Source organism: Chryseobacterium pennipullorum, assembly GCF_003384725.1.
Taxonomy (GTDB): domain Bacteria; phylum Bacteroidota; class Bacteroidia; order Flavobacteriales; family Weeksellaceae; genus Chryseobacterium; species Chryseobacterium pennipullorum.
This window is the reverse complement of record NZ_QNVV01000004.1, coordinates 153,317-175,680: the sequence shown is the minus strand read 5'-3', so window position 1 is coordinate 175,680 and position 22,364 is coordinate 153,317. Positions and strand designations below refer to the sequence as shown.

The 22,364-nt window shown below is 37.5% G+C and carries 14 protein-coding genes; 3 read left to right on the top strand and 11 right to left on the bottom strand.

Translation table 11 applies throughout. The features are described from left to right. The first annotated feature begins 42 nt into the window (after nucleotides 1-42). Both mazG and DRF67_RS07155 read left to right on the top strand, forming a co-directional pair. Nucleotides 43-825, top strand: a complete 783-nt coding sequence (gene mazG / locus DRF67_RS07160) for a nucleoside triphosphate pyrophosphohydrolase (protein WP_115927612.1) — start codon at nucleotides 43-45, stop codon at nucleotides 823-825. A 40-nt stretch (nucleotides 826-865) separates the two neighbouring features. After that, nucleotides 866-1,744, top strand: a complete 879-nt coding sequence (locus tag DRF67_RS07155) for a hypothetical protein (RefSeq protein ID WP_115927668.1) — start codon at nucleotides 866-868, stop codon at nucleotides 1,742-1,744. Nucleotides 1,745-1,855: 111 nt separating this feature from the next. Here the strand turns inward: DRF67_RS07155 and DRF67_RS07150 are convergent, their stop codons facing one another. Further along, nucleotides 1,856-2,575 carry a hypothetical protein gene (locus tag DRF67_RS07150; RefSeq protein ID WP_115927611.1) on the bottom strand — a complete coding sequence of 240 codons (720 nt, stop codon included), beginning with the start codon at nucleotides 2,573-2,575 and terminating at the stop codon, nucleotides 1,856-1,858. Between the two features lie 326 nt (nucleotides 2,576-2,901). Next, entirely contained in the window at nucleotides 2,902-6,618 is a 3,717-nt protein-coding gene (locus tag DRF67_RS07145; RefSeq protein ID WP_115927610.1) for a metallophosphoesterase, read from the bottom strand. 26 nt (nucleotides 6,619-6,644) lie between these two features. Between DRF67_RS07145 and DRF67_RS07140 the strand changes: the two genes are divergently transcribed. After that, nucleotides 6,645-7,808, top strand: a complete 1,164-nt coding sequence (locus DRF67_RS07140; RefSeq protein WP_115927609.1) for a Pycsar system effector family protein — start codon at nucleotides 6,645-6,647, stop codon at nucleotides 7,806-7,808. A gap of 53 nt (nucleotides 7,809-7,861) precedes the next feature. Here DRF67_RS07140 and DRF67_RS07135 read toward each other — a convergent pair whose 3' ends face one another. From DRF67_RS07135 to nuoL, 9 genes are all read right to left on the bottom strand, one after another. After that, nucleotides 7,862-10,117, bottom strand: coding sequence for a GAF domain-containing protein (locus tag DRF67_RS07135; protein ID WP_228435755.1), 2,256 nt, complete (start codon nucleotides 10,115-10,117; stop codon nucleotides 7,862-7,864). 291 nt (nucleotides 10,118-10,408) lie between these two features. Further along, a complete protein-coding gene (locus DRF67_RS07130) occupies nucleotides 10,409-10,924 on the bottom strand; it encodes a hypothetical protein (RefSeq protein ID WP_115927607.1) in 516 nt (171 codons plus the stop codon). Between the two features lie 250 nt (nucleotides 10,925-11,174). Then, on the bottom strand, nucleotides 11,175-12,311 hold the full coding sequence (locus DRF67_RS07125; RefSeq protein ID WP_123912714.1) for a hypothetical protein: 1,137 nt from the start codon (nucleotides 12,309-12,311) through the stop codon (nucleotides 11,175-11,177). After that, entirely contained in the window at nucleotides 12,259-15,624 is a 3,366-nt protein-coding gene (locus DRF67_RS07120) for a M23 family metallopeptidase (RefSeq protein ID WP_115927605.1), read from the bottom strand. The genes DRF67_RS07125 and DRF67_RS07120 overlap by 53 nt, the downstream gene beginning before the upstream one ends. Before the next feature lie 17 nt (nucleotides 15,625-15,641). Further along, nucleotides 15,642-16,145, bottom strand: coding sequence for a DUF4280 domain-containing protein (locus DRF67_RS07115; RefSeq protein ID WP_115927604.1), 504 nt, complete (start codon nucleotides 16,143-16,145; stop codon nucleotides 15,642-15,644). A 44-nt stretch (nucleotides 16,146-16,189) separates the two neighbouring features. Then, nucleotides 16,190-17,260, bottom strand: coding sequence for a hypothetical protein (locus DRF67_RS07110; protein WP_115927603.1), 1,071 nt, complete (start codon nucleotides 17,258-17,260; stop codon nucleotides 16,190-16,192). A gap of 152 nt (nucleotides 17,261-17,412) precedes the next feature. Continuing rightward, a complete protein-coding gene (locus DRF67_RS07105) occupies nucleotides 17,413-18,792 on the bottom strand; it encodes an NADH-quinone oxidoreductase subunit N (RefSeq protein ID WP_115927602.1) in 1,380 nt (459 codons plus the stop codon). Nucleotides 18,793-18,952: 160 nt separating this feature from the next. Beyond that, nucleotides 18,953-20,446, bottom strand: a complete 1,494-nt coding sequence (locus DRF67_RS07100; RefSeq protein WP_115927601.1) for a complex I subunit 4 family protein — start codon at nucleotides 20,444-20,446, stop codon at nucleotides 18,953-18,955. Nucleotides 20,447-20,448: 2 nt separating this feature from the next. Beyond that, nucleotides 20,449-22,362, bottom strand: coding sequence for an NADH-quinone oxidoreductase subunit L (nuoL, locus tag DRF67_RS07095; RefSeq protein ID WP_115927600.1), 1,914 nt, complete (start codon nucleotides 22,360-22,362; stop codon nucleotides 20,449-20,451). Nucleotides 22,363-22,364: the final 2 nt, after the last annotated feature.

Here is a 22,364-nt window from a genome sequence, read left to right as displayed (position 1 = left end):
CAGAAACAATCCTTAAATTTGTAAGACTTGAATTCTCAAATTATGAATACAAAACAGGAGAAACTGGAAGCTTTTGGCAGATTACTGGACATTATGGATGATCTTCGTGAAAAATGCCCGTGGGATCAGAAACAAACTTTAGAATCGCTGCGCCATCTTACCCTTGAAGAAACCTACGAGCTCTCCGATGCTATCTTACAGAATGATTTGCAGGAAATAAAAAAAGAACTGGGTGATGTATTGCTTCATCTGGTTTTTTATGCTAAAATAGGTTCTGAAAAAGAAAGTTTCGATATCGCAGATGTAATCAATTCGCTTAATGAAAAGCTGATCTTCCGCCATCCCCATATTTATGGAGACACAGAAGTGAAGGATGAGGAAGAAGTAAAGCAGAACTGGGAAAAATTGAAATTAAAAGAAGGGAATAAGTCCATTTTGGGCGGGGTGCCGAAAAGTCTGCCCAGTCTGGTGAAGGCATACCGGATTCAGGATAAGGTGAAAGGCATTGGATTCGAATTTCATGATGCTGAAGATGCCTGGAAAAAAGTGGATGAAGAAATTCAGGAGTTCCATGCAGAAACTGATCTTCGTAAGAAAGAACAGGAGCTGGGCGATGTGTTTTTCTCTCTCATCAATTATGCGAGGATATCCGGAATTAATCCTGATTCTGCTTTAGAACGAACAAATCTGAAGTTTATCTCCAGGTTCCAAAGAATGGAAGGTCTTGCGGATGAACAAGGTTCAAAACTTGCGGATATGTCTCTGGAAGAGATGGATGTCCTTTGGGAGAAGGCAAAGCAGCTTTCCTCATCAAAGTTTGAATAATCAGTATTCTCATACAGTATTAAAAAATAAATCGATCAATATGTTACGCATTCTTATTTTACCTGCTCTCTTTTTATTGAGCTGTAACCCGAAAGCTCAGAATTCGCCAAATAACAAAGAAGAACTAAAATTAGAATTTTCTTTGCCGAAAAAGCTTAAAGAAGTTTCCGGCTTAACGATTTCTAAGGATAAGAAGATTTTTTGGGTTATAGAAGATAAGGGAAATAAAAATTCAGTCTACGGGATTAATGACCAGGGACAGATGCTTGCCCGTATCCCGGTTGAAAATGCTGAAAATACAGATTGGGAAGATATTATATCTGATGCCCAGGGAAATATCTATATTGGTGATTTTGGAAACAACGATAATGACAGAAGAGATCTTGCAATTTTAAAAATAGATCTCAAAGATATTACTCAGACCACCACTAAAATTACTCAAACTACGACGTTTCATTACCAGGGACAGACAGAATTTCCGCCTAAAAAATCAAATCTGCTTTATGACTGCGAAGGTTTCATAGAAATGGATGGTAATTTTTATCTGTTCACAAAAAACAGAAGCAAGGGGTTCGATGGGACTTTCCTCGTGTTTCAGGTTCCTAATAAGCAAGGTGATTTTGAGGCAAAATTAATTGGAATGCTGAAGCTTGACGGCGGCTATAATGATGCAGCCATTACCTCTGCAACCATCAACAGTACAAAAGATAAGATTGTCCTGCTGACGCATAAAAATATTCATGTGCTGTCCGGTTTCACGGCTGATGATTTCAGTGCGGCTAAGATACAAAAGGTTCCTTTGAACCATAATTCCCAGAAAGAAGCTATTGTCTTTTTTGATGATAAAACCGTAGTAATTGCTGATGAGAAGGGTAAAGCAGAAGGGGGTAATGTGTATAAGTTTGACTTATCATTATAAATTCCATGGAATGCTCCTGCTTCCTTTATCTCAACAAGCAGGAGGCTGTCCCACTTGAAACAGCCTCCTCTCGATGAATAAAAAAATAGTAGTTATTATTAAAGTAGATTTTTAAGGGGTAAGATAGGAAATATGAATGTTACCGCCTGAAAGCCTGAAATTCTGAGTATAGCGGCAGCGTATCCTGAAAGTTTCTCCCGTATTAAAAAAATTAATGGATGACAAATTATGATTCAGTCCTGTGGTGCGCTCTCCGTGGCCTGTGGATATGCCCGCAAGGGTAGTTAATGCCGGCGAAACCTTCTGAATATAGGAATTGGCTGTTCCTGCTGTTTTCCCTGACGGATTTAAATTGAGATCGTAAGTCACATACGGAACAATATTGTAAAATCCGGGTTTAACTACAGTGAAAAGCCCGGTCCCTGAATTGTACGTTAAATAAGCAGTATCAATTTTATTGTTCACGTTAAAAATATAGGTCTGTGAGTAACTTTCATGAGTACTGACCGGTGTGTTGTGGGTCCCTGTAAAGCTTCCACTTGAAGGATTGATGTTTGTTTTGTTCCCAACATATACTACTTTTAAAAAGTTTTCAGATTCAATACTTTTCCATACCGGTGTATTTCCGGTTCCATTTGACATTAAAAATTCTCCTCTATTTCCGGAATTTCCTTTGGTACCGGCATCACCCCCTACATTAATATCCTTCACTACCTGAAGAGAGCCGTTGACATGAAGGGTGTTTTGAGGAGTAGGAGTTTGTATCCCTATTTGTGCACTAATGCTTACGGATACGAAAAATAACGCCATGTATAATAGCTTTTTTTTCATCACTTGTTGTTTTGTTTAGCGAAACAAATATAAAATGTTTTTTTAATGTTGTTTTTTTAAGGAATTGACAATCATATAGTATATTTGGTGCGCTTAACTTATGTAGCTGAAAATATGGCCGTTATATGAAAGCCATATTTATTTTATTGATGAAAAATACGTGCTGAAAATTAGAATTATTAAAATTAATTTAATTTATATTTTTTTAATAAATTCGTTTTTTAATCAATTTAATTTCTTTATAATCAGTTATTTACATGTGTATTTGGGTTGCAAAATACTTTGTTGAAATAGTAGAGTTATTTTGTATTTAAAAGAAATGGTTTTTAAAATTTCATTCCGATACCGGCAGAGATTCTTCCACCGTCTGAACCATAGAAATAGTTAAGCCTTGCAGACATCATCTCTACGATGCTCAACCAAACTCCTGCGCCCACTGATTGGTGCCATTTTCTGGAATTTTCATTATCATTCCATACCCGTCCGATATCATATCCAACCAGAATTCCCAAATTGGCAGGAACAATATTGTTTCTTAATCTTCCAAAATCCCATCGCACCTCAGAATTGTTGGTGAAGTAGGATCTTCCTGAGAAACGTTCATTTCTGAAGGCTCTCATTCCGTTGTTGCCACCGATAGCTGCTGCCTGGAAGAATTCAAAATGGTTGTTGTTGATCCACATTACATTGCTGGAGTTGGCAAATACAAAAATCCCTTTTTTATCGATTCTGTGATCAATTGCCAGCCTTCCCCTAAGAGTCAGGAAATTGTTGTTAACATCCGAAAGTGTTGCCTTCCAGTCTGCATTCAGCATCAGTTCCATCCCAAGGGTTGGAAAAGCTGTATTATCGGCATTTTTATAACCAAATGTATAATTGGCTCCAACATACTGCTTGCTGTCAAATACCTCTGGTCTAACGTCCGGAGACTGATTGATGAAACGTCCTTCTTTCCGTTGCACTTTGTTATCTTCAAAAGTAAGCTGCATCTGATGGCTGAAATTCATCCAGCTTTTCGTGGAAAGGGAAGGAGCAAAATTGAATTTGGAAATTCTTGCCCTGTTATATTCCCGTTCCGTATTTTTTTTATCATACTCGCTTTCGTTTGATAGTCCGAAGAAGTTTTGGGAAAACCGGGGTGTTGTATACGAGGCATCCAAATTAAAATCCCAACCGTAAATTGCCTTTTTGAAAATCCCTTTATAGGTAAGGCTGAAGCCACCTGTGGCGGTATAAAAATTGGCTTTCAAACTGTGTTTTTGAGTGAAAGGATCACGAATAAAATTATTCACGGTATAATTTGCAAGAACTCCTAAGATCACACCGTCATCCGGGTTATAATCCAGATTAGGATACCCTGCGAAAAAGTTGTATTTCGGATGCTTATAATTATAGCTGTTAATATCATAATCATTGGTAATATTCCGGGTGGTATTTCGGGTGTTATAAGTGTTTTTTTGTGATTTAAAATCGTAAATTTTTACTTTTCTTCCATCTGCAATATTGTAGACATCATGGTTATATCCACCAATCAACCTGATATTCATTTTCGGTCTTCCACTTCCGGTCACTTCATAAATGTCATCATCTTCCAGCCCATAGATCCAGAGCTCCTTTGTTTTGGAGTCATGGTAGGTTTTATCAAACACCAGTTCGTTCTGGTCTTTATTTTTGCCTAGCTTATATTGCTGTACCTGTACAGAATGTCCGTTTTTTGTAATGATAAATTTATCAGGATGTACCGTTCCGGCCAGGGGAACTTTTTTCTGTAACACATCATAGTATTGGGAAGCATAATCCTGAAGTCTGGTCTTTCTCAATTTGAGATTTCTCTGGATCTCAGTTATCGTTTCGTCCTTTACTTCTTTCGGAAGATTATAGAATGCATTATCAATATCTGCATCTGTCAGATGCTCCTGGATGTACTGTGCCTGTGTTATCCATTCTTCCTGAGTGGCTCCTTTTAAAAAGACCAGGTCCATCGGATAAGGTTCCATATTTACCCATTTTACACTGCTTATTTCTTCTTTAAAGGTTTTCATATGGCGGATTGCCGGAACATTCATAATGAGCCTGAATGCAGCCCCATCATATTTGCTGAATGCCTGATCTCGGTCTTTTGGGATCGGTTTATAGATCACATGGTCTCCTTCTGCATATACAGCCCATTTCCATTGGTCAGAATGTCTGTCCCAGTCACCAATCAGCATGTCAAAAATTCTTGCCCTGATGTATGATTCTCTATCTACAGAATAGGTGTTGCTTTTGGAAAGATTTTTCAAAACATCATCCGTAGATACAATATCTTTGGCATTATTGAGGCTGGCAAGCGTTTTCGGGTCAGACGAAAAACGTTCTTCTATCATGTACATTTCATCCCCATACTCTTCATTATACCTTCCCAGAGCATACTGCTTAGGAATAAAGTAGAGTTTCGGATTACTGTGAAAAATATTCAGCTTATCCGCCATATTTCCAATGGTGAAGGGAGTGAAAGGGTGGTTGGTAGTATAGAAGTCTAATAAAAATTTTTCCGGAAAGGTATCCGTAAGCTCTTCTCCCAGTGTACTTTTTGTAAAAGCCATATTGTTAAGGAACCGTACAGCGCTTTTTTTCACGCCACGCATTACAAATTCCTGGCCATCTGTAGCCTTGAGTCGTAAGCTGTTGGATTGATTTCCTCCACCTTCCCTGAAAGGGATATAACCGCCGTTCAGTTCGGAAAGATTGGCTGTAGGAGCCTCAATGGAGATTCCGTAATATTTTCTGTAATGGTCGCCCCAGAGCCAGCGGTAAAACTTCCTTTTTTGGGTAAGAGCTACCGGATAGATGGTAGAGGAGAAGGTTTGGGGAAAACTATTGGGAAAGTTATTCACAAATACGTCAGGTTTAGATATCACAGAGATTTGAGTCAGTTTTTGGAGTGCCCCATTTTTTGTTGAAAAATACTCTACATCTGTACTCTGGTCTTTTCGGATATTCAAAATGGCAAACCCGCTGCTCCCGTAGGAAAAGTCTGTTTTCTCTATAATGGTCGAAGGATCTGCCTTGGAACCAGCTCCACTGATGATCTGTCTCAGATTTCCGTCTTCATGATATTGCAGATTATGATCATGCCCGGAAACAAAAATAATATTTTCCTTATCCTGAACGATACTTTTCAGCCTGTTAGCCAGATCTGCATAATGCTGATTGTTGAGATCTGCAGGGCTTATCCCTGAAGAGCTTCTTAAGATATTGGCAATACTTGCAATAACCGGGACAGGAACTTTGCTGTTGAAAGGGAAAAGATGAGATTTTGCCGAGTTGAAGCCTGCATGGGTTCCGCTGCTGATAACAGGATGGTGCAAAGCCACAATAATTCTTTTGTCCTGGTTTTTAATAATAAGGTCTTTAAATTCTGTGAAGAAGTCTTCGCGGGTTTTGATGTTGCAGTTTTTATTAATTCCCGGATGGTTGTCCCAGTTTGTGATCACCCATTCCGAATCAATAGCAATGAGTTTAATGTCTTTGGATATATTGATGTCATCAATAGGGCATCCGTTTTTGGGAAGAAAAGCTTTTTTATCATTAAAATATTGCTTTACCAGCCCTTCCTGTGTATTTAATCCTTCCAGTCCGCTATACCAATCATGATTTCCCGGGATCACTACTGTTTTTCCCTTAAAGTTTTTGGTAATGGCAAGCTGGTTTTCCAGTTTCTGCTTTGCGGAAGCGTAGTCTTTATCCGTTTCTTCAGGTATTCCTTTCGGATAGATGTTATCGCCCAAAAAAATCAGCATCGCATTGCTGTCTGCAGAATCCAGTTTGTTTTTAAGTAAATGTAGTGTCTTTTGCGCCTGAGGTTCATCTGCATTTCCCGCATCTCCAATCAGAAAGAGTTTAAAATCATTTTCAGATTTTATCTCGGAATCTTTTACTTCAAATAAGTTTTTGCCCTTTTGTACGTTATATGTTGCACAGGAATAAAGCACTCCCGCCGACATTACGGTTCGAAGAACAATAGAAGTATTTTTTAGATGAGTTTTAAAGGATAAATTCATAAATTTACAATAACAAAAATTCAGGAATGAGCATTCTAGACAAAGCTAAAAATTATGTTGAAATCTTATTCAAAGATAAGTTATCTTCGGTATATTTTTACCATAATTTTATCCATACTGCCTATACCGTGAATAAGGCGGAGGAAATCATGAGCAATACCCCTGTTTCTGAAGAAGACCAGGAAAAAGTGCTGATGGCGTTATGGTTTCATGATACAGGATATATAGAATGTGCCAAGACTCATGAGGAAAGCAGTGTGGAAATCATGAAAGGCTTTTTGCATCAGGAAAACTATCCTGAAAGCTATATTGCAGATATTGCTCAACTTATTCTGGCAACAAAAATTAACCATGAGCCACAGAATATGCTGGAGAAAATTGTGAAAGATGCAGATTTCAGTCATTTTGCCGGACATGATTATAATGATATTTCAGAGGCTCTTCGAAAAGAATGGGAACTGACGAATGTAAGATGTTTTTCCAATGACGAATGGAACACGGTAAACCTGGACATGCTAAAAAATAAGCATTCCTATTATACGGAGTATGCAAGGGAGAACTGGGAGCCTTTAAAGAAGAAAAATATCAAAAAAATTGAAAAAAAGCTGAATAAGGAAGAAGAGAAAAAAGAGTCCGCTGAAGGGAAAAAAGAAAAGGAAAAATCGGATAGGAGCGTAGATACTCTGTTCAGGGTAACGCTCAACAACCACACCAGGCTTAGTGATATCGCGGACAGCAAAGCCAATATTCTGCTTTCTGTCAATGCGATTATTATTTCAGTCTGTCTTTCCGTACTGGTACCCAAGTTGGATGCACCTAAAAATTCCCACCTGATCCTGCCAAGTTTTATATTGCTGCTTTCAAGTGTGCTGACGATTATATTTGCTATTCTTTCTACAAAACCTAACGTGACCAAAACAACATTCACCGCACAGGATATTGTCAACAGAAAAGTAAACCTCCTGTTTTTCGGAAACTTTCACCAGATGTTATTTGATGATTATCAACATGCCATGAAAGATCTGATCAAAGACAGAGATTATATTTACGATTCGATGGTAAAGGATTTATATTATCTTGGCAAAGTTCTGGACAGAAAATACAAGCTTTTATCAATTACCTATAAAATATTTATGGCAGGAATTATTATTTCTGTGCTTTCTTTTGGAGTTGCTTTCCTCAGTCTGTAGTGAGATAGCCGGCTGGCTGAAGGCAGATAGAATAATGAAGAATCATCTTTTCGTTATGATGATACGATTACATTCTGGCTGATTGATACCCTGAGCGCCAGCAATCCTGTAATGCCTTGAAGGTCTTCAACTTTCAGAAACTCCACATCATGCTGAAGAATTCCTTTTTTCTGCAGCTTAGAGATATACTCCAGGTATTCTTTCTGATTTTCCATTCCAAAATAGACGATGGTAATTTTCCCGGGTGCAGTTATTCTTTCCGCTGAATCCTTGATATGGGCTTTATCAAGACGCTTTTTGATGATCTCGTAATAAGAGTTGTAAGCACCATCTACATCAAAGCGCTTTTCATCCATTCTGAACCGGATGTCTATTTTTTCATTGTACACGAAGATCAGTGACGCAATATCCATCTGCACTGGAAGGTTTTTCTTGAAAGACTGGAATTCAATCTCCATTTTGCAGATGGTCTTCAGCTGCCAGTACCTCAGCTTGTGAACTACCTTGAAAGTATAGTGCAAATCCGGTGCAATAGAATGTCCGATATACAGATTATGTTCTACACCGTCGGATTTAAAGCGTTCATAATAATGTGGAAATATTTCCTGCGCTTTGGTTTGGCTTTCATCTAGCATATCGGCCAGTTTTCTGTTGACCAGGGTGATAGAATCGTCCAGGTTTCTTCTGTGGCTATAAAACAGGTCGGTTTGGGCGAGGACGTGGGAAAAGTAATCTTTGATTTTTGTCTTTACTTCCCTTGATGTTTTCACCTCGAGTTTTCCCTGTAAATAGGGATGTATTTCCTCTCTCAAAAGTCTTTGAAAACGTTGTTCCGTATCAGCTTTGATCTCATTATTCAATTCGTTTTCGAAAACATCCAAGGCCAGCAGGAATTTTTCCGAATCTGAATTGGTAAGTGTAAAAATTTCAACCAGTGATTCAATCTGCAGGTTGAGGTCCTGGAGCATCAGGTTAAAGCGTTTTTCCGAAGAAGCGCGGATATCGGAGACTCCAAAGAGGGGAGTAAGGGTTTTAAAGGAAATCTGCTTTAAGGTATATATTTTCTTTCCCAGTGATGCTGTAAAATATTTTTCTGCTTCATTTCTGAATTTCCAGACGACACTATCGTGAATGGTGGTATATTCACGCTGAATAATAGCTTCTATCTGATAGTTTTTCTCGAAATAAAATCTGCTCAGCGAGAAAAGAATCATATCAGTGAAAAACTCCAGCTTTTTGAGCTTTAACCCATTGAAGCTGCCCGCTATGGGAGAGGTAAACTCCATGATGGCAAGGAGCTCGTTGTCTTTCATGATGGGAATCACCATGAAACTGTTGATATTGTTATCCTTTAAAATACTGAACGATGGAAGCTGTCTTACATTTTCATCCAGATGATCCACATTGGAAATCACAATAGGTTTTGAATTGTGATTTAAATTGTCAAAAGTATTTTTGCGGGTCTGTTCATCAAAAGTATTGATCCAGAAATCCAGGATGTGGTTGGTCAGAAGGCTTTCATAGATCGGGAGCTTATCCAGTTTCTGCTCTTTTTTGTTAAAAGTCATCAGCCCGAAACTGAGTTCCGGGACATCAAAATATGATTTGAAAATTTCGGTCAGGTTTTCATTCGGGTTAAGATTTTCAGGATCAATTTCGATCATGCTTGATTTCAGATCAGATAAGGCTACCTCAGATGTGCAGTCTACAAGCGAAATGATGGTAAAACCTTTCAATATCCACGACTGTGAAGGGAAATATTTTTTCCAAAGGTCAAAGTCATCCAGATTTTCCAAAAGCATATCTAGAATATCATCAGGTGGAATTTTAGCGTTTTCTGTAGGGGAAATTTCCGTAAAATCCGAGTTGACCGTAATCTTGTAGTGTTTCATGATTCCCTGTTTATTGGGAATGTCATAATAGAAAGGGATGGTACTTTTAATATCTTTTTTGAAGTAGCTCTGAAGGATCAGACAGCAGCAGAATACGTAGAATTCGTTATCTGTAATATTTCTGAGCTCAATTTCAAAGTCTTTTCCAGCATCCTTTAGAATATTTTTAAATCTTTCGGTATAATTGAAGGTAATGTTGGAAAGAGGAATACTCGCTGCTTTTATCTCATTGTGGGTAAGACCAGTGGGGAAAAGATCTGCGAGAAGCATTCGGATGAGGTCTTCATATTTTTCCAGCAGTGCGATATCCTGAAACCCTTCCCGTATTTCTTTGAAGTTTCGGGTGCTCTCAATCAGTGATTGCGCATAGTTAACCCTATACTCCAGCCGGTCGTTATACCGAATATGCTCCAGCACATCCAAATATTTTTTGAATGATATATAAACCTGAAAGGGTGAGTCTTTTTTATAAAGATTGGCCAAAAGCTGAAATTTAGAGTAAAGTTATGAAAAAAACACTAGTTTCAATGGCCCTCTTCATAATAAGAAATCAGCAGAGACCGGGATTTCTATTTAATTTATGTGAATAAAATTTCAGTTTTGATAGAGGATAATATCCGGTTTTCCAATTTTTTTTAGAATCAGAAAATCATCAGTAAATTCAAGATGCCAGAATTTATTTTTATGATGGAAGATCCTCTTGTTCTCTTAGAATTCAGTGTCTGCACTGTCCTTTTCCGTATTCGGATTTTGAACAAATCCGCATAATGTATGGAAATTTTTTTGCTTCAGCAGTGATACGTCATATCGGACCAGTTTGGGATGTTCAGGATCATTGGTAATATCCTGAAGTTTCTTTTCAGCGGGAAAAAACTCTAACCAGCCCACGGTACGGTCGGTGATCTTCCGTACAGATGCATCACTGGAAATATCATTGGATACGTACATCTCAATAGTTAGTTTACCTGCTTCTGTATGGTGAATCCTTATCTGAAGATCTTTAAATTTTTTAACAGCTGAGGCATTACTGGACTTTACCAGATCTGTAATAAGCTCTCCGCATGAGATGTACTTTCTTTCTGGCTGTTTTTGAGATTTTTGTTGTGTTTCCGTTTCAGAAACGGCCTGGGTTAATAAGGTGTCGTTTGCTTTCTTTGTACATGACACGAATAATGACATTCCGATAATGATCAGTATTCTACCTGACAGTTTTTTCAATTTCATATTTTTCCCTGATCCCGACTATAGATTCCATTAGGTCTCCTTCCATGATGATTGTATCAGATCTTTTTGTCACAGCAAGAAATTTGCCATTAGCCGTATCTTTCAGTATTAATTTTTCTTCAGACTCACTGAAAACGGTTAGTTTTCCGGCAATCGATTTTTTCTCAGCGCCATTTTTATGCTTGTAGGATTACCGAATGTATAGGTAAGTTTCCTCTTCTTTTTTTTAATGAAGAATAATTATTGAGTTTCAATCTTTATCTTCTTCTAGAGAGAATTTATAAAATTGATAAGGAGAATTACTTTTTATTCTTGCAGAATTATCATATTGTTCGGAGTCTTCTATAACATTAGATGTTCCATGAAATACTTTATCTTTTTTATATAATGTAATCAATAAGTCTTTTTTGTTACCCCTTATACTAACAGGACCACTATTTGGATCATCATATTTTTTACTATAAATTTCTATTGTATTCTCATTCGGTAATATATAGTAATCACACTTTTTTTTTATATATACTCCCCCTGGGTCAGATTGGGGATAATCATCCCTCATTCTTGTATCTGCTGAAAATAGTATTTCATGGGTTGTGATTTTTAGCTTAAACCAACCTACTTTATTGATTATTGACTGATAAGTTTTTAAATTCTTATCATCTGAATTAAGATATACACCTTCCCAATCTTGTAAAGTGTTATTGAATTTGTCATTGAATTTCTTTTCAGAAATACTTTGATACCAAAATCTTTCTAATTTTTTCCCATTCAACACTCCAAATTTATAAGAATTTGGCTCCTCATTTCTTATGTAATTTGTTGGAGCAGGACAATCATATATTTTTATATCTAAATTTTCTTTTTTTAATTTTCCATTATCAACAGAATATACCTGATGTATTTCAAAAAATTCATCATTGTTATTTATTATATATTTTCCAATGGCAATACCATGTTTATGGTTTTGCTTGTCTAGTTGACAAATTGAATAGTAATAATCTTTTTTAATTTTTAAGGTATCTCTCAGTATACTATCTTTTATAATGAAAAGATATTTATTATCATATTCTACAAAGGCATTTTTGCTTTTATCAATTGGAGAAAATTCAATTATTGATGTATTGTCTTCAATATTTTGCCACCCTTTTTCTATAAAGAAATGGTTTTTTTCATTGAATAGTTTTTTAAGAATTTCTGAATCAAGAATTTTAGTTCCATTATTATATGTAACCTTGCCATAGTCTTCAATTCTAAATTTTTCACCAATAATATGATGTTCCTGTCCCCTACAATTAAACAAGAAAAGAAAAACTAATATATATGTTCCTAGGAATTTATAGATTTCTTTGATCTTGTTTGGGTGGATTCCATCTTGTTTTTGTTCCATCTTGTTTATATTTATAGTTTGCTGCATCATCTTGATCTGAAGTGTCATATGAATTCAATTTAATAAATCTAGCGGGGTTTGTTCTTTTCGTCTTACCTGTTCCATATGCATTCATCACTGTTGCGATTTCTAGGTGTAAATGTGGACTTGGTATATTACTAGCAATACTACCAGAAACACCAGAATATCCTATTAATGTACCAGCAGTTACTTTTCCACTATGAACAAGACGTTTACTAAGGTGCATATATATGAAATATACTTCATCAGTTTCTTTAATATTTATTCCCATTTCTTCTCCACGTGAAAATTCTAGTTTATAATTAACTATTTTTTCTTGCTCTAATAAATCTTTAACATTATCAATTTTTATTCTTATTGTTTGTCCAGCATTATTTCCTGGAGTTGATTCAACAACCTCACCATCTAAACAAGCATATACAGGAGTTCCTTCAAATTCATCTTTTATATATGGTAATGCAAATAAGTCCAAGCCAGAATGATATTTTGTATAACTATCTCTTACATCTCCATATGCACCGTTAACAGGTTTAATATTTCCAGCCGAATTATATTTTGTTCTTCTGGGATTGTCAACGGGATCGTGCCATTGTGAAGTATTTTCTTGTGATGTCTTATTGTGTAATTCACATTCGCTTACTCTAAAAATTGATGCCATAGAATCTTTAAAATCAATATTATATGATCTTTTTGTTTCATCATCATTTTCATACCAAGTTCCTCCAATAAGATGAGCTATTCTTTTAGTTTTTGATTTTGTTGCACTATTGATGATTTTAATAACTCCTAGACAAGCTTCTTTAGTAGCTCCTGCTTCAGCTGGTACATACATCTTATGCATATGCCAATCTCCTAATCCCGTTAACAAGGCTTCTGTTAATGTAAAAACTTCAGAGCCTCTGCGACCATCTTTTATATTGAGTACATTACTTTTTAAAACTTCATTTACGTGTTTTTCAATTTTCGTATAATTATCCTTGCCTGTTATTTGTAACATCCCTCTTCCTCTATATCGCCATCCTTCGTTATCATTTTCACTTAAGCTTTGATTATTAGCTGGGGCTTTATTTCCTAAAGTCGCTGCTTTGGGATCTAGACCATATACAAAATTAGCAACCTTTATTTGTTGTTCTAAAGTTAAAGCTGGAGAATTAGATGTAGGTCTTCCTAATTCTTCTGCCATTTGTACTCCTGTCTTTCTTCCAAAAAGATGTCTAGAAGAAACATTCATAAATCCTGTGTTTTTAAGACCAGCAACTGTATAATTCATTGTTTCTCCTCTAAATGCAGGAGTTAAGTTATCTCCACTTTCTTGTTTAGCTTGTGCAAAAAAATGTGCTTTTAATGTACATGTATTAACTTTAAAGGCTTCACAATATTTATTAAATGAATTTATCATTTCTTCTATAATATTATCATCTGATAAACTTGGAAAAACTCCTTTAATTTCTTCACGTGTTAAAACACTACATCTCGGGCACTTATTCCCAATCTGGAAATATGCCCCTTCTTTTTTCAAGAATTCCTTATCATGCTGTTTTTCTCCCTGCGCTTTTGCATGAAGATACAAAAATTCGGGTACTTTTTTCAACAGCTTGAAAGTAATGGTATTCCCTTCACTGTAATCTTTGATTTCCAATACTTTTTCTATTTCTTCAACACTGGTAGTTTTGCCATCTTCTATTTTTAGATTTCCACGTTTTCCTTCTCGCGCATTTTTTAGGATGGTTCCGGCAATCGATTTTTTATCAGCATCATTTTTTATACTTGTAGGACCTCCGAATTTGTAGGTATAGGTTCCGTCCTCTTTTCCTTTACTGATCTTGTCCTTCCATTGTTTAAGGTCTTCTTCAGATTTTGGCCGAAGATGGATAGGAATTTTGACTATATTATCTTTAACGGTTCCAGTGAAAACTGTTTTTTCAGTTCCTGGAACTTCTCCTTCGGTAGGAGGTTTCTGCTCCATCTGTTCTTCGGTTATTTCAAGTACAGAAAGTAGGGCGTCTGCTGATCCTTTGATCAGGCCGTCTTTTTCTTTAATGGATATAGTGACCTGTTTTCCGTCCAGAAGCATAGTACGGGCTACCAGGTACAGCTTATCATCCAGCGGAGCACTGTCTATTTTCTTAAAGTCTGCACCTAGCTTGAACGTCTTGAAGGTAACAGTCTTTTCATTGGTAGTATCTTTTCCATAAGCCTGAGCCGTTAATGATGCGGCGATCACTTCAAGAGTAGTATATTTTTTCTGAGATTTCAGGCTGTCTTTAATTTTACCAAGAATGGTCTGTGCCACCTTATTTTTCTCTTCAGCTGTACCCGTTTTATTACCATTTTTAGTTCCTCCGAAAGTATAGGTATGTGTACCATCTTCCTCGCCGGTCTGTTTCGTATATTCCTTTTTTGCAAAATAGGCATCCAGAAGATCTTCAATATTTGTTGGATTAACCGTTGTAGGAGAGGCTCCTCCAGGGGCTGCGGGGGTTGGAGGCTGCGTATTATGAGCACTCCCATGAGCTGATTGTGGATCCGGTTCAGGTTGTGCTGGAGGTAGAGCAGGTTGAGGTTGCTGTGGTGTTGGTTGTTGAGGTTGCGGTTGTCCTGATGGTGTGCGCAATTCGTCAGGGGTATTGACATTTATATTATTGGTAGCATGCTTTTTATGAGAATAATATTCCACAGTTACATAAAACTCCAGTTGCTGAGGATTGGTTTCACCTTGCATTGCTTTCCTCATCAAAGCTTTTGTCAGCATGAATTCTGCTCTCGCAATTCCGTTTTTTACCTTTTCTTTTTTGCTTTCTATGAGCAGGTTATTATTGCTATGACCTGAATTGCTGGCGTCATCTTCCCAAAGACTGAACTGCAGATATTGGGCTTCCAAATTTGTACATTTTGCTTCTGCAACAAGTTTTTCCATAAAACTGAACACTGTTCCCGGAGTATCGTCTATATATTTTAATTCAACTTTATTGATTCTTGGAATATCACTGGGCTGGGGCTGTATTTCCAAAGCCATGGGAGCTTTTCCTTCAGGATTATGAAGATACGCTTCAATTCTAAACGCATCTTTGTAAGCATTTGTATTAAAAGTAAAGCTGCTTACTCCCAATTTCTTGATATTGGTAGGGACAAATTTCCCGTTTATCTTTTTAAACAAGTGCCAGGTAACGAGTGCCGGATTTCTTTTTTCCAATGGAGTAGAAGGATACCATTCATCAATTCTGTAAGTAACCAGTTCACCAACCTTGGGCTTTGTATTTCCCGATATTTTATAAATTCCTTGTTTTGACATGGTAGAAAAGTTTATGGTTAGTAGGCGTCCGCTTCATCGTCTTCAGCTTCCTTCTGGAATGCTTTAAAATCTACAAAAGGATTGATATGATGCTGCTCCTGGGGATCGGCATTCTTTACATTCTGTTTGCTCATTGCTGCAGACTGCCCGTGTTCCATAATGGTGATTTTTCCGCCGCTAGTACACATGAGCTCTGAAATTTCTGTAACACAGCTATTGCCCATTACTTTTATCTTATCGTAGGTTTTCTGCCATTTGCCTGCAGGTGCATAGGCGCAGGGAAGATATCCGCCCGGGGTTGGTTTTAGCTTACATTTTCCGAAGCTTGGACCTTGGGGATTAAATTGCAGATCTGTTTCAGTGACAGCCAGAAAATCAGGCTGTCCCTCTTTATTATTCCAATAATGTTTTTCGTGGGAACTTACTTTAAATTGCGGAAACAGGTCTCCCTGATTACATTGAGCCTTTCCTTTCTGTATGACGAGATGTTTTCCGTCGTGTGCTGATTCGGATCCGGACATATTTTGCGTTTTTGTTGGTGTTACTTTAAATATACTGTTTTAATTCATTGTTTTTCCATCATAAAGATGTCCTTTTCTCTTGTGTCTCCTATCTGTAATTCAAAGTTTCCGGTGATCTTTTGAATCATCATATCCGCCCGGTCAAAAATATATTGTGCTTCATGGCTGCACCTAAGTGAATGAGTGCTGGTAGGAGTTGTTTCCTGATATTCATACTCTTTATTATAAATCTGATTAAGGTTACGGTTATCACAGCTATTGCCACTTTGTACAATTTTCAGAGCTTCATCAAAAGCCTGTTCCTTCGGTAAGATCCGGTTATAAAGTTCGAAGCGGATTGGTGAGGCATTGGACAGCCACGGAATAGATTCGTGGTAAACTTCAGAGTCAGTCCATTCTTTATACTTTGCCCTGTAAAAGGAGCCGAAAAGAAAATGTACCGGTAATGTACGTCGTAGACTTTTCAATACATGATTTTCATCTTCTGTATTTTTTTTAAGCTGGTCAATATAGGATGACGATAGCGGATCTGTGAAATACTTTTTTAAAGAATCCAACTGGTTTTGGATAAAAGTTTCCGAATGATACAATGAGGCATCCGTCAATTTTCCTGTTTTATCTATTTTTATTTCTACAGGAAACAGGATGGCTGCGCAGGCCTTAGCGAGGTTGGCTGCTTTAGTATCGGATTCCATTCCGTCTTTAGCGGAGCCGAATATCTTAAATGAGAAAAAATGATCATCCTGTTCAGCCCTCAGATATTTAAGTTCGGTCTTATAACTGTAGCTGGACTGTAATTGACTATCCTGATATTTTCTGTGCTTTATGGCATATGTTCCACTAAACAAAGGTGTTTTGCAATTGATCTTCCCATGTGGCGGATGGTAGTATAAGCTGTCATCTTTTTCATTGATCGCCCTGTTTAGTATACCGATTTCATCTCCAAATGGAATAAAAAGTACACTTCCGGTTCTCAATTTTACCGGTTCTGTAAGACGGTCATAAACAGCACAATGCTTATTGTGGAATTCTTTAATATAAACAGGGTTTTCTACTTTCAGATCTGAAGCAATTTTTTCCAAAGTATCGCCCGGAAGTGTCATGTAGGTAATCATGTGATGAGTGTTTATGGTAAAGCTAAACAAAAACTCTTAAAAAACTTGTAGTAATTCTACGACAAGTGACAAAAAAGATCAATAGACTATAAAGCAGAAAAAAGCCTTTCAGGATTGCTGAAAGGCTTTGTTATATTGAGTTTACTTTACGTTTATAATCCGAATATTCTTGCAAACAGATCCGGGAAGATTCCCAGGATGATAATCGCTGCAATTACCACTACGGCAATAAGATTATAGGTAAGTGTTACTTTTTCTGATGATTTGAAGGTTGATTCTTTAAAAAAGAACATGGCGATGATCAATCTTAAATAGTAAGCGATAGACAGGGCAGAACCTAATACCGCTACAAGAACTAAGAATGCTGCACCGTTCATAGCCTGGGAGAATAAGGCAAATTTCCCCATAAATCCTGCAGTTAGTGGAACCCCTGCCATGGAAAGCATGGAGATGGCTGCTGCTGTGGCCAGTAAAGGCTCAGTCTTTGCCAATCCTTTGAAAGCTCCGAAAGAAGTTTCCCTCTTTAATTTTTCTACCCAGATCAGGCACATGAAAACCCCCACTGTAGATAATGCATAAGCAAATAAATAAAATGCCAGGTTATAAGTTGAAAGGCTGGTCATTCCGAAGAATACCAATCCGATATATCCGGCATGAGAAACTGAAGAGTATGCTAGCATTCTTTTAGCATTCGTCTGAGCAAGACCCATAACATTTGCCAATAGTAAAGTGATGATTAAGAATACTCCTAAAACATTGATCCATTCGTGAGTAACACCAGCGAATCCGATCGTCATCAGTCTGAACAGAGCAAAGAATCCGGAGATCTTTACTACACTCGCCATAAAAGCCGTGATCAGTGACGGGGAACCGGCATATACATCCGGACTCCACATATGGAAGGGAGCTAAAGCTACTTTAAACGCTAACGCGCAAAGGATCAGTAATACCCCTAAGATGAACATTACATTCCCAGCGTTTGCTACTCCAAAGTCATGAATTTTATAGAGATCAAAACTCCCTGCACTTCCGTAGATGAAAGCAATCCCAAACAGTAGGAAACCTGTTGCGAATGCACCCATTAAGAAATATTTGATAGAAGCTTCGTTTGATCTTAAATCAGTTTTATTGGCACCGGCCATTACATATAACGGAATAGAAAGAATTTCAACACCTAAGAACATGGTTACTAAGTTCTGGTATCCGAAAAGAACAATTCCACCCACCAATGCAAACAGCATCAATGCATATAATTCCGACTGGTGGCTTCTGTGGTTGCTGAAAGCAAAACCTCCCAGGAAGAATAACAATAGGGTTGTTACAATAGATATCTTAGTGAATAATGCAGTATTGGCACTGTATTCATACATATGCTTGTAGTGATCGAAGAACGAACATTCCGGCATGAAACTTACGTACAATGCAATGATTAACCCTAAAATCCCAATGTATCTTGCGAATTTTCCTTGTTCAAAAACTCCTGAAAATAACGCAACAACTGCCGTTAGGAAAACAATAATTAAAACACTCATAATATAGATTTGAGATGTGAGATTTTAATTGAAAGTATAAAGTTGAAAATTGAAAGTTTGAATAATTTCCGAAAACCGGTTCTTAAAGTCTTTGTTCTTTTCTCTTTATTCTTTGGCTCTTTTAATCTCTTATTTTTTTAATTTTTAAATCTTTTAATTTTTAATTAGCCATCGCTGTGTAGATAAACTTCACCGAGCTGCTTACCATATCGATTACCGGTTGTGGGAAAACCCCAAGTAAAATAACAAAAACCGCTAAGCTTGCCAATACAGAGAATTCTACCCCTGATAAATCTTTTGCTGTACTCAAAACTGCTGCATCTCCTTCTCCAAACATTGCTTTTCCGTAAAATCTCAACAAGTATACAGCTGCCAGAATTATCGTAAGACCTGCAATAACTGCTGCCGTACCATTAAAATCGTATACAGACTTCAACAGGATAAATTCTCCGATGAAACCATTGGTTAACGGAACTCCCATTGAGCCTAATATAATGATCAGGAACAACACCGCAAATTTAGGAGCTACTTTAGCTAAACCACCCATTTGTCTGATGTCTCTTGATTTAAATCTCTTGTATAAAATATCGCAACAGTAGAATAGTCCTACTACATTGATACCGTGAGCGAAAGTCTGTACCAAAGCTCCTTCAGCACCTTCCACATTGAAAGTTCCTCTTAATGTAACCACTGCAGAAGCGAAGATACCTGCTACCATCAATCCTACGTGAGAGAAAGATGAATAGGCAATAATTCTCTTCATATCCGTCTGGATAATCGCGATCAGTGCACCGTGGACAATTCCTACGATTGCAAGGATGATTACAATCTGTCCGGAAATTCCGGCAATCGGAAGCGGAGTGATTGGAAGTAAATAACGCATTACACCGTATACTGCCATCTTAAGCATGATCCCGGATAACAACATCGATCCCTGAGTAGGAGAGTAGGTATAGGTATCAGGCTGCCAGGTATGGAAGGGGAATACCGGTAATTTCACTGCAAAAGCAAAGAAGATAAACCAGAATACCACAGTCTGCTGCGTTTCGTTCAGTTGTGCATTGTAAAGATCCGTTAAAGCGAATGACGCGGAGTGGTTGTACACATAGATCAATCCGGCTAACATAAATAAAGATCCTACGAATGTATATACGAAGAATTTCGTAGTAAATTCAAACCTTTTATTTTCCTGCCCCCAAAGTCCGGCGATAAACCAAATTGGAATCAAAGTTACTTCCCAGAAAATGTAGAATAATAATCCGTCTAAAGAAGTAAATACTCCCACAAGACCGAATTGCATCAACAGAATCAAACCGTAGAATGTATTTCTGTAATTTACATTTTCATTAAATGAAGATAAAATGATGATCGGCGCCAGGATATTGGTCAGCAATAAAAGAAGCATACTCATCCCATCGATTCCGAAGTGAAGGGAGCTCTTCATAAACTGTGACCACGGATAATTGATCTCGTGCTGCAATACACTATCCACCGTCGGATTAAAATCGAAATCCGAAAGTATATAGAATGTAAGAAGCAGCTGAACCAATGCGATTCCCAGTGCCAAATATTTGCTGGAACTATTTTTCCAGGCAAAAACTAATCCCGAACCTACTAGAGGTAAAAGTAATAATGTTAATAATAAACAAGACATTATTATTGTAATAAAAAGTTAACAATTAATATAATTCCCACTGCTAAAGACATGATAAGAATATACGTCTCTACATTTCCGTTTTGAACACGCTTCATAGCTTTACCGCTGTCTTCAGCACCATCACCTACAAAGTTCACAAAACGGTCTAAGATACCCTTATCAAACATCTTTCCTCCGCGTCCTAATCCTTCAACAGTTTTTACAATCAATGCGTTGTAAAGTTCGTCAACATATAATTTCTTGGCAGAAAGCTTTTCCCATCCGGTATAGTTTTCTTCTGCAACAGCCATCTTCTTCTTGGTTACATATGTATTTCTAACGATGAACCATACAGAGAAGAACATTATTACTGTAGCTGCCAGTAAGATCATTTCAGTATTGAAAGGTACTCCTGAAAGAGTAGCTTCCATCTGGTTGTAGCTTTGTTCTGTAAGAACAGGCTTTAACCATTCCATCAGTTTGGCATAGTGGCCATGACCAATGAAGTGTGGCAGGTTGATAAAACCTCCGATTACAGAAAGTACAGCCAATACAATCAATGGTAATGTCATATTAGACGGGCTTTCATGTAAGTGGTGTTTTTGCTCTTCTGTACCTCTGAACTCTCCGTGGAATGTCAGGTAGTACAGTCTGAACATATAGGTTGCAGTCATTGCCGCTAAAACAAATAAGATTACCCAATACATTGGATTTTTAGCGAAAGCTGCTACTAAAATTTCGTCTTTGGAGATCATCCCCGATAATAAAGGGAAACCTGAGATGGCTAATGTACCGATCAAGAATGTAGCGTGGGTAAGAGGAATATATTTTTTAAGACCTCCCATGAAGCGCATATCCTGCTCGTTGCTCATCGCGTGGATTACAGAACCTGCTCCCAGGAATAATAAAGCTTTGAAGAAAGCGTGCGTCATTACGTGGAACATCGCTGTAGTATAGGCTCCAAGACCCAAAGCGATGAACATAAATCCAAGCTGGGAAACGGTAGAGTAGGCCAATACTTTTTTGATGTCGTTCTGACGGAGTGCATAGAATCCAGCTAAAGCAGCCGTTAAGAATCCGATGAATAATATTCCTCCCTGCACCGTAGGGGCTAAAGTAAATAAGAAGTTTGATCTTACTACCAAATAGATCCCTGCCGTTACCATTGTCGCTGCGTGGATCAATGCTGATACAGGAGTCGGTCCGGCCATCGCATCCGGTAACCATGTATATAGTGGAACCTGAGCCGATTTACCGGTAGCACCGATGAATAAACTCGCTGTGATAAAGATAATCACTGTTCCGTCCAATTCAAATTTTGAAGCGTTTTCTGCTACTGAAAGATAATCTACAGCATTGGTCTGAGAAGCGATCATGAAGATGCCGATCAATAACGCAAGGTCACCAATTCTGTTCATAATAAAAGCTTTTCTTGCCGCTTTACCGTATTCTTCGTTGGTGTACCAGAATCCGATCAGCAGGTAAGAACAAAGACCTACCCCTTCCCATCCGATGAATAAGATTAGGTAGTTGCTTCCCATCACCAAAAGTAACATGGAGAAGATGAAAAGATTCAGGTAAGTAAAAAACTTATAGAATCCTTTATCATGACTCATATATCCTATAGAATATAAGTGGATCAGTGAACCGATACCTGTGATGATCATCACCATCATTAAAGACAGCTGATCAATCTGAAATCCAAAATTGATCTGAATCCCATTGACTCTAAACCATTCAAAAGCTTTTACGATGACAGGCTGGCTCTCAGAATTGAAATTCATGAAAAGACTTACAGCGATACAGAAGGATCCGAAAACCATTGCCGTAGCTAAAGAACCCACCACTATTTTTGGAAGATTTTTTCCGAACAAACCGTTTATAAGAAACCCTAAAAGTGGTAAAAGTACTATTGCATATACTAAATTCTCCATTC

Excerpts from the sequence above, each read along its gene's own strand:
- DRF67_RS07120 (WP_115927605.1), bottom strand. The coding sequence starts at position 15,624 with ATGTCAAAACAAGGAATTTATAAAATATCGGGAAATACAAAGCCCAAG.
- DRF67_RS07130 (WP_115927607.1), bottom strand. The coding sequence starts at position 10,924 with ATGAAATTGAAAAAACTGTCAGGTAGAATACTGATCATTATCGGAATG.
- DRF67_RS07105 (WP_115927602.1), bottom strand. The coding sequence starts at position 18,792 with ATGAGTGTTTTAATTATTGTTTTCCTAACGGCAGTTGTTGCGTTATTT.
- DRF67_RS07145 (WP_115927610.1), bottom strand. The coding sequence starts at position 6,618 with ATGAATTTATCCTTTAAAACTCATCTAAAAAATACTTCTATTGTTCTT.
- mazG (WP_115927612.1), top strand. The coding sequence starts at position 43 with ATGAATACAAAACAGGAGAAACTGGAAGCTTTTGGCAGATTACTGGAC.
- DRF67_RS07155 (WP_115927668.1), top strand. The coding sequence starts at position 866 with ATGTTACGCATTCTTATTTTACCTGCTCTCTTTTTATTGAGCTGTAAC.
- DRF67_RS07125 (WP_123912714.1), bottom strand. The coding sequence starts at position 12,311 with ATGGAACAAAAACAAGATGGAATCCACCCAAACAAGATCAAAGAAATC.
- DRF67_RS07140 (WP_115927609.1), top strand. The coding sequence starts at position 6,645 with ATGAGCATTCTAGACAAAGCTAAAAATTATGTTGAAATCTTATTCAAA.
- DRF67_RS07110 (WP_115927603.1), bottom strand. The coding sequence starts at position 17,260 with ATGATTACCTACATGACACTTCCGGGCGATACTTTGGAAAAAATTGCT.
- DRF67_RS07150 (WP_115927611.1), bottom strand. The coding sequence starts at position 2,575 with ATGAAAAAAAAGCTATTATACATGGCGTTATTTTTCGTATCCGTAAGC.
- DRF67_RS07100 (WP_115927601.1), bottom strand. The coding sequence starts at position 20,446 with ATGTCTTGTTTATTATTAACATTATTACTTTTACCTCTAGTAGGTTCG.
- DRF67_RS07115 (WP_115927604.1), bottom strand. The coding sequence starts at position 16,145 with ATGTCCGGATCCGAATCAGCACACGACGGAAAACATCTCGTCATACAG.
- nuoL (WP_115927600.1), bottom strand. The coding sequence starts at position 22,362 with ATGGAGAATTTAGTATATGCAATAGTACTTTTACCACTTTTAGGGTTT.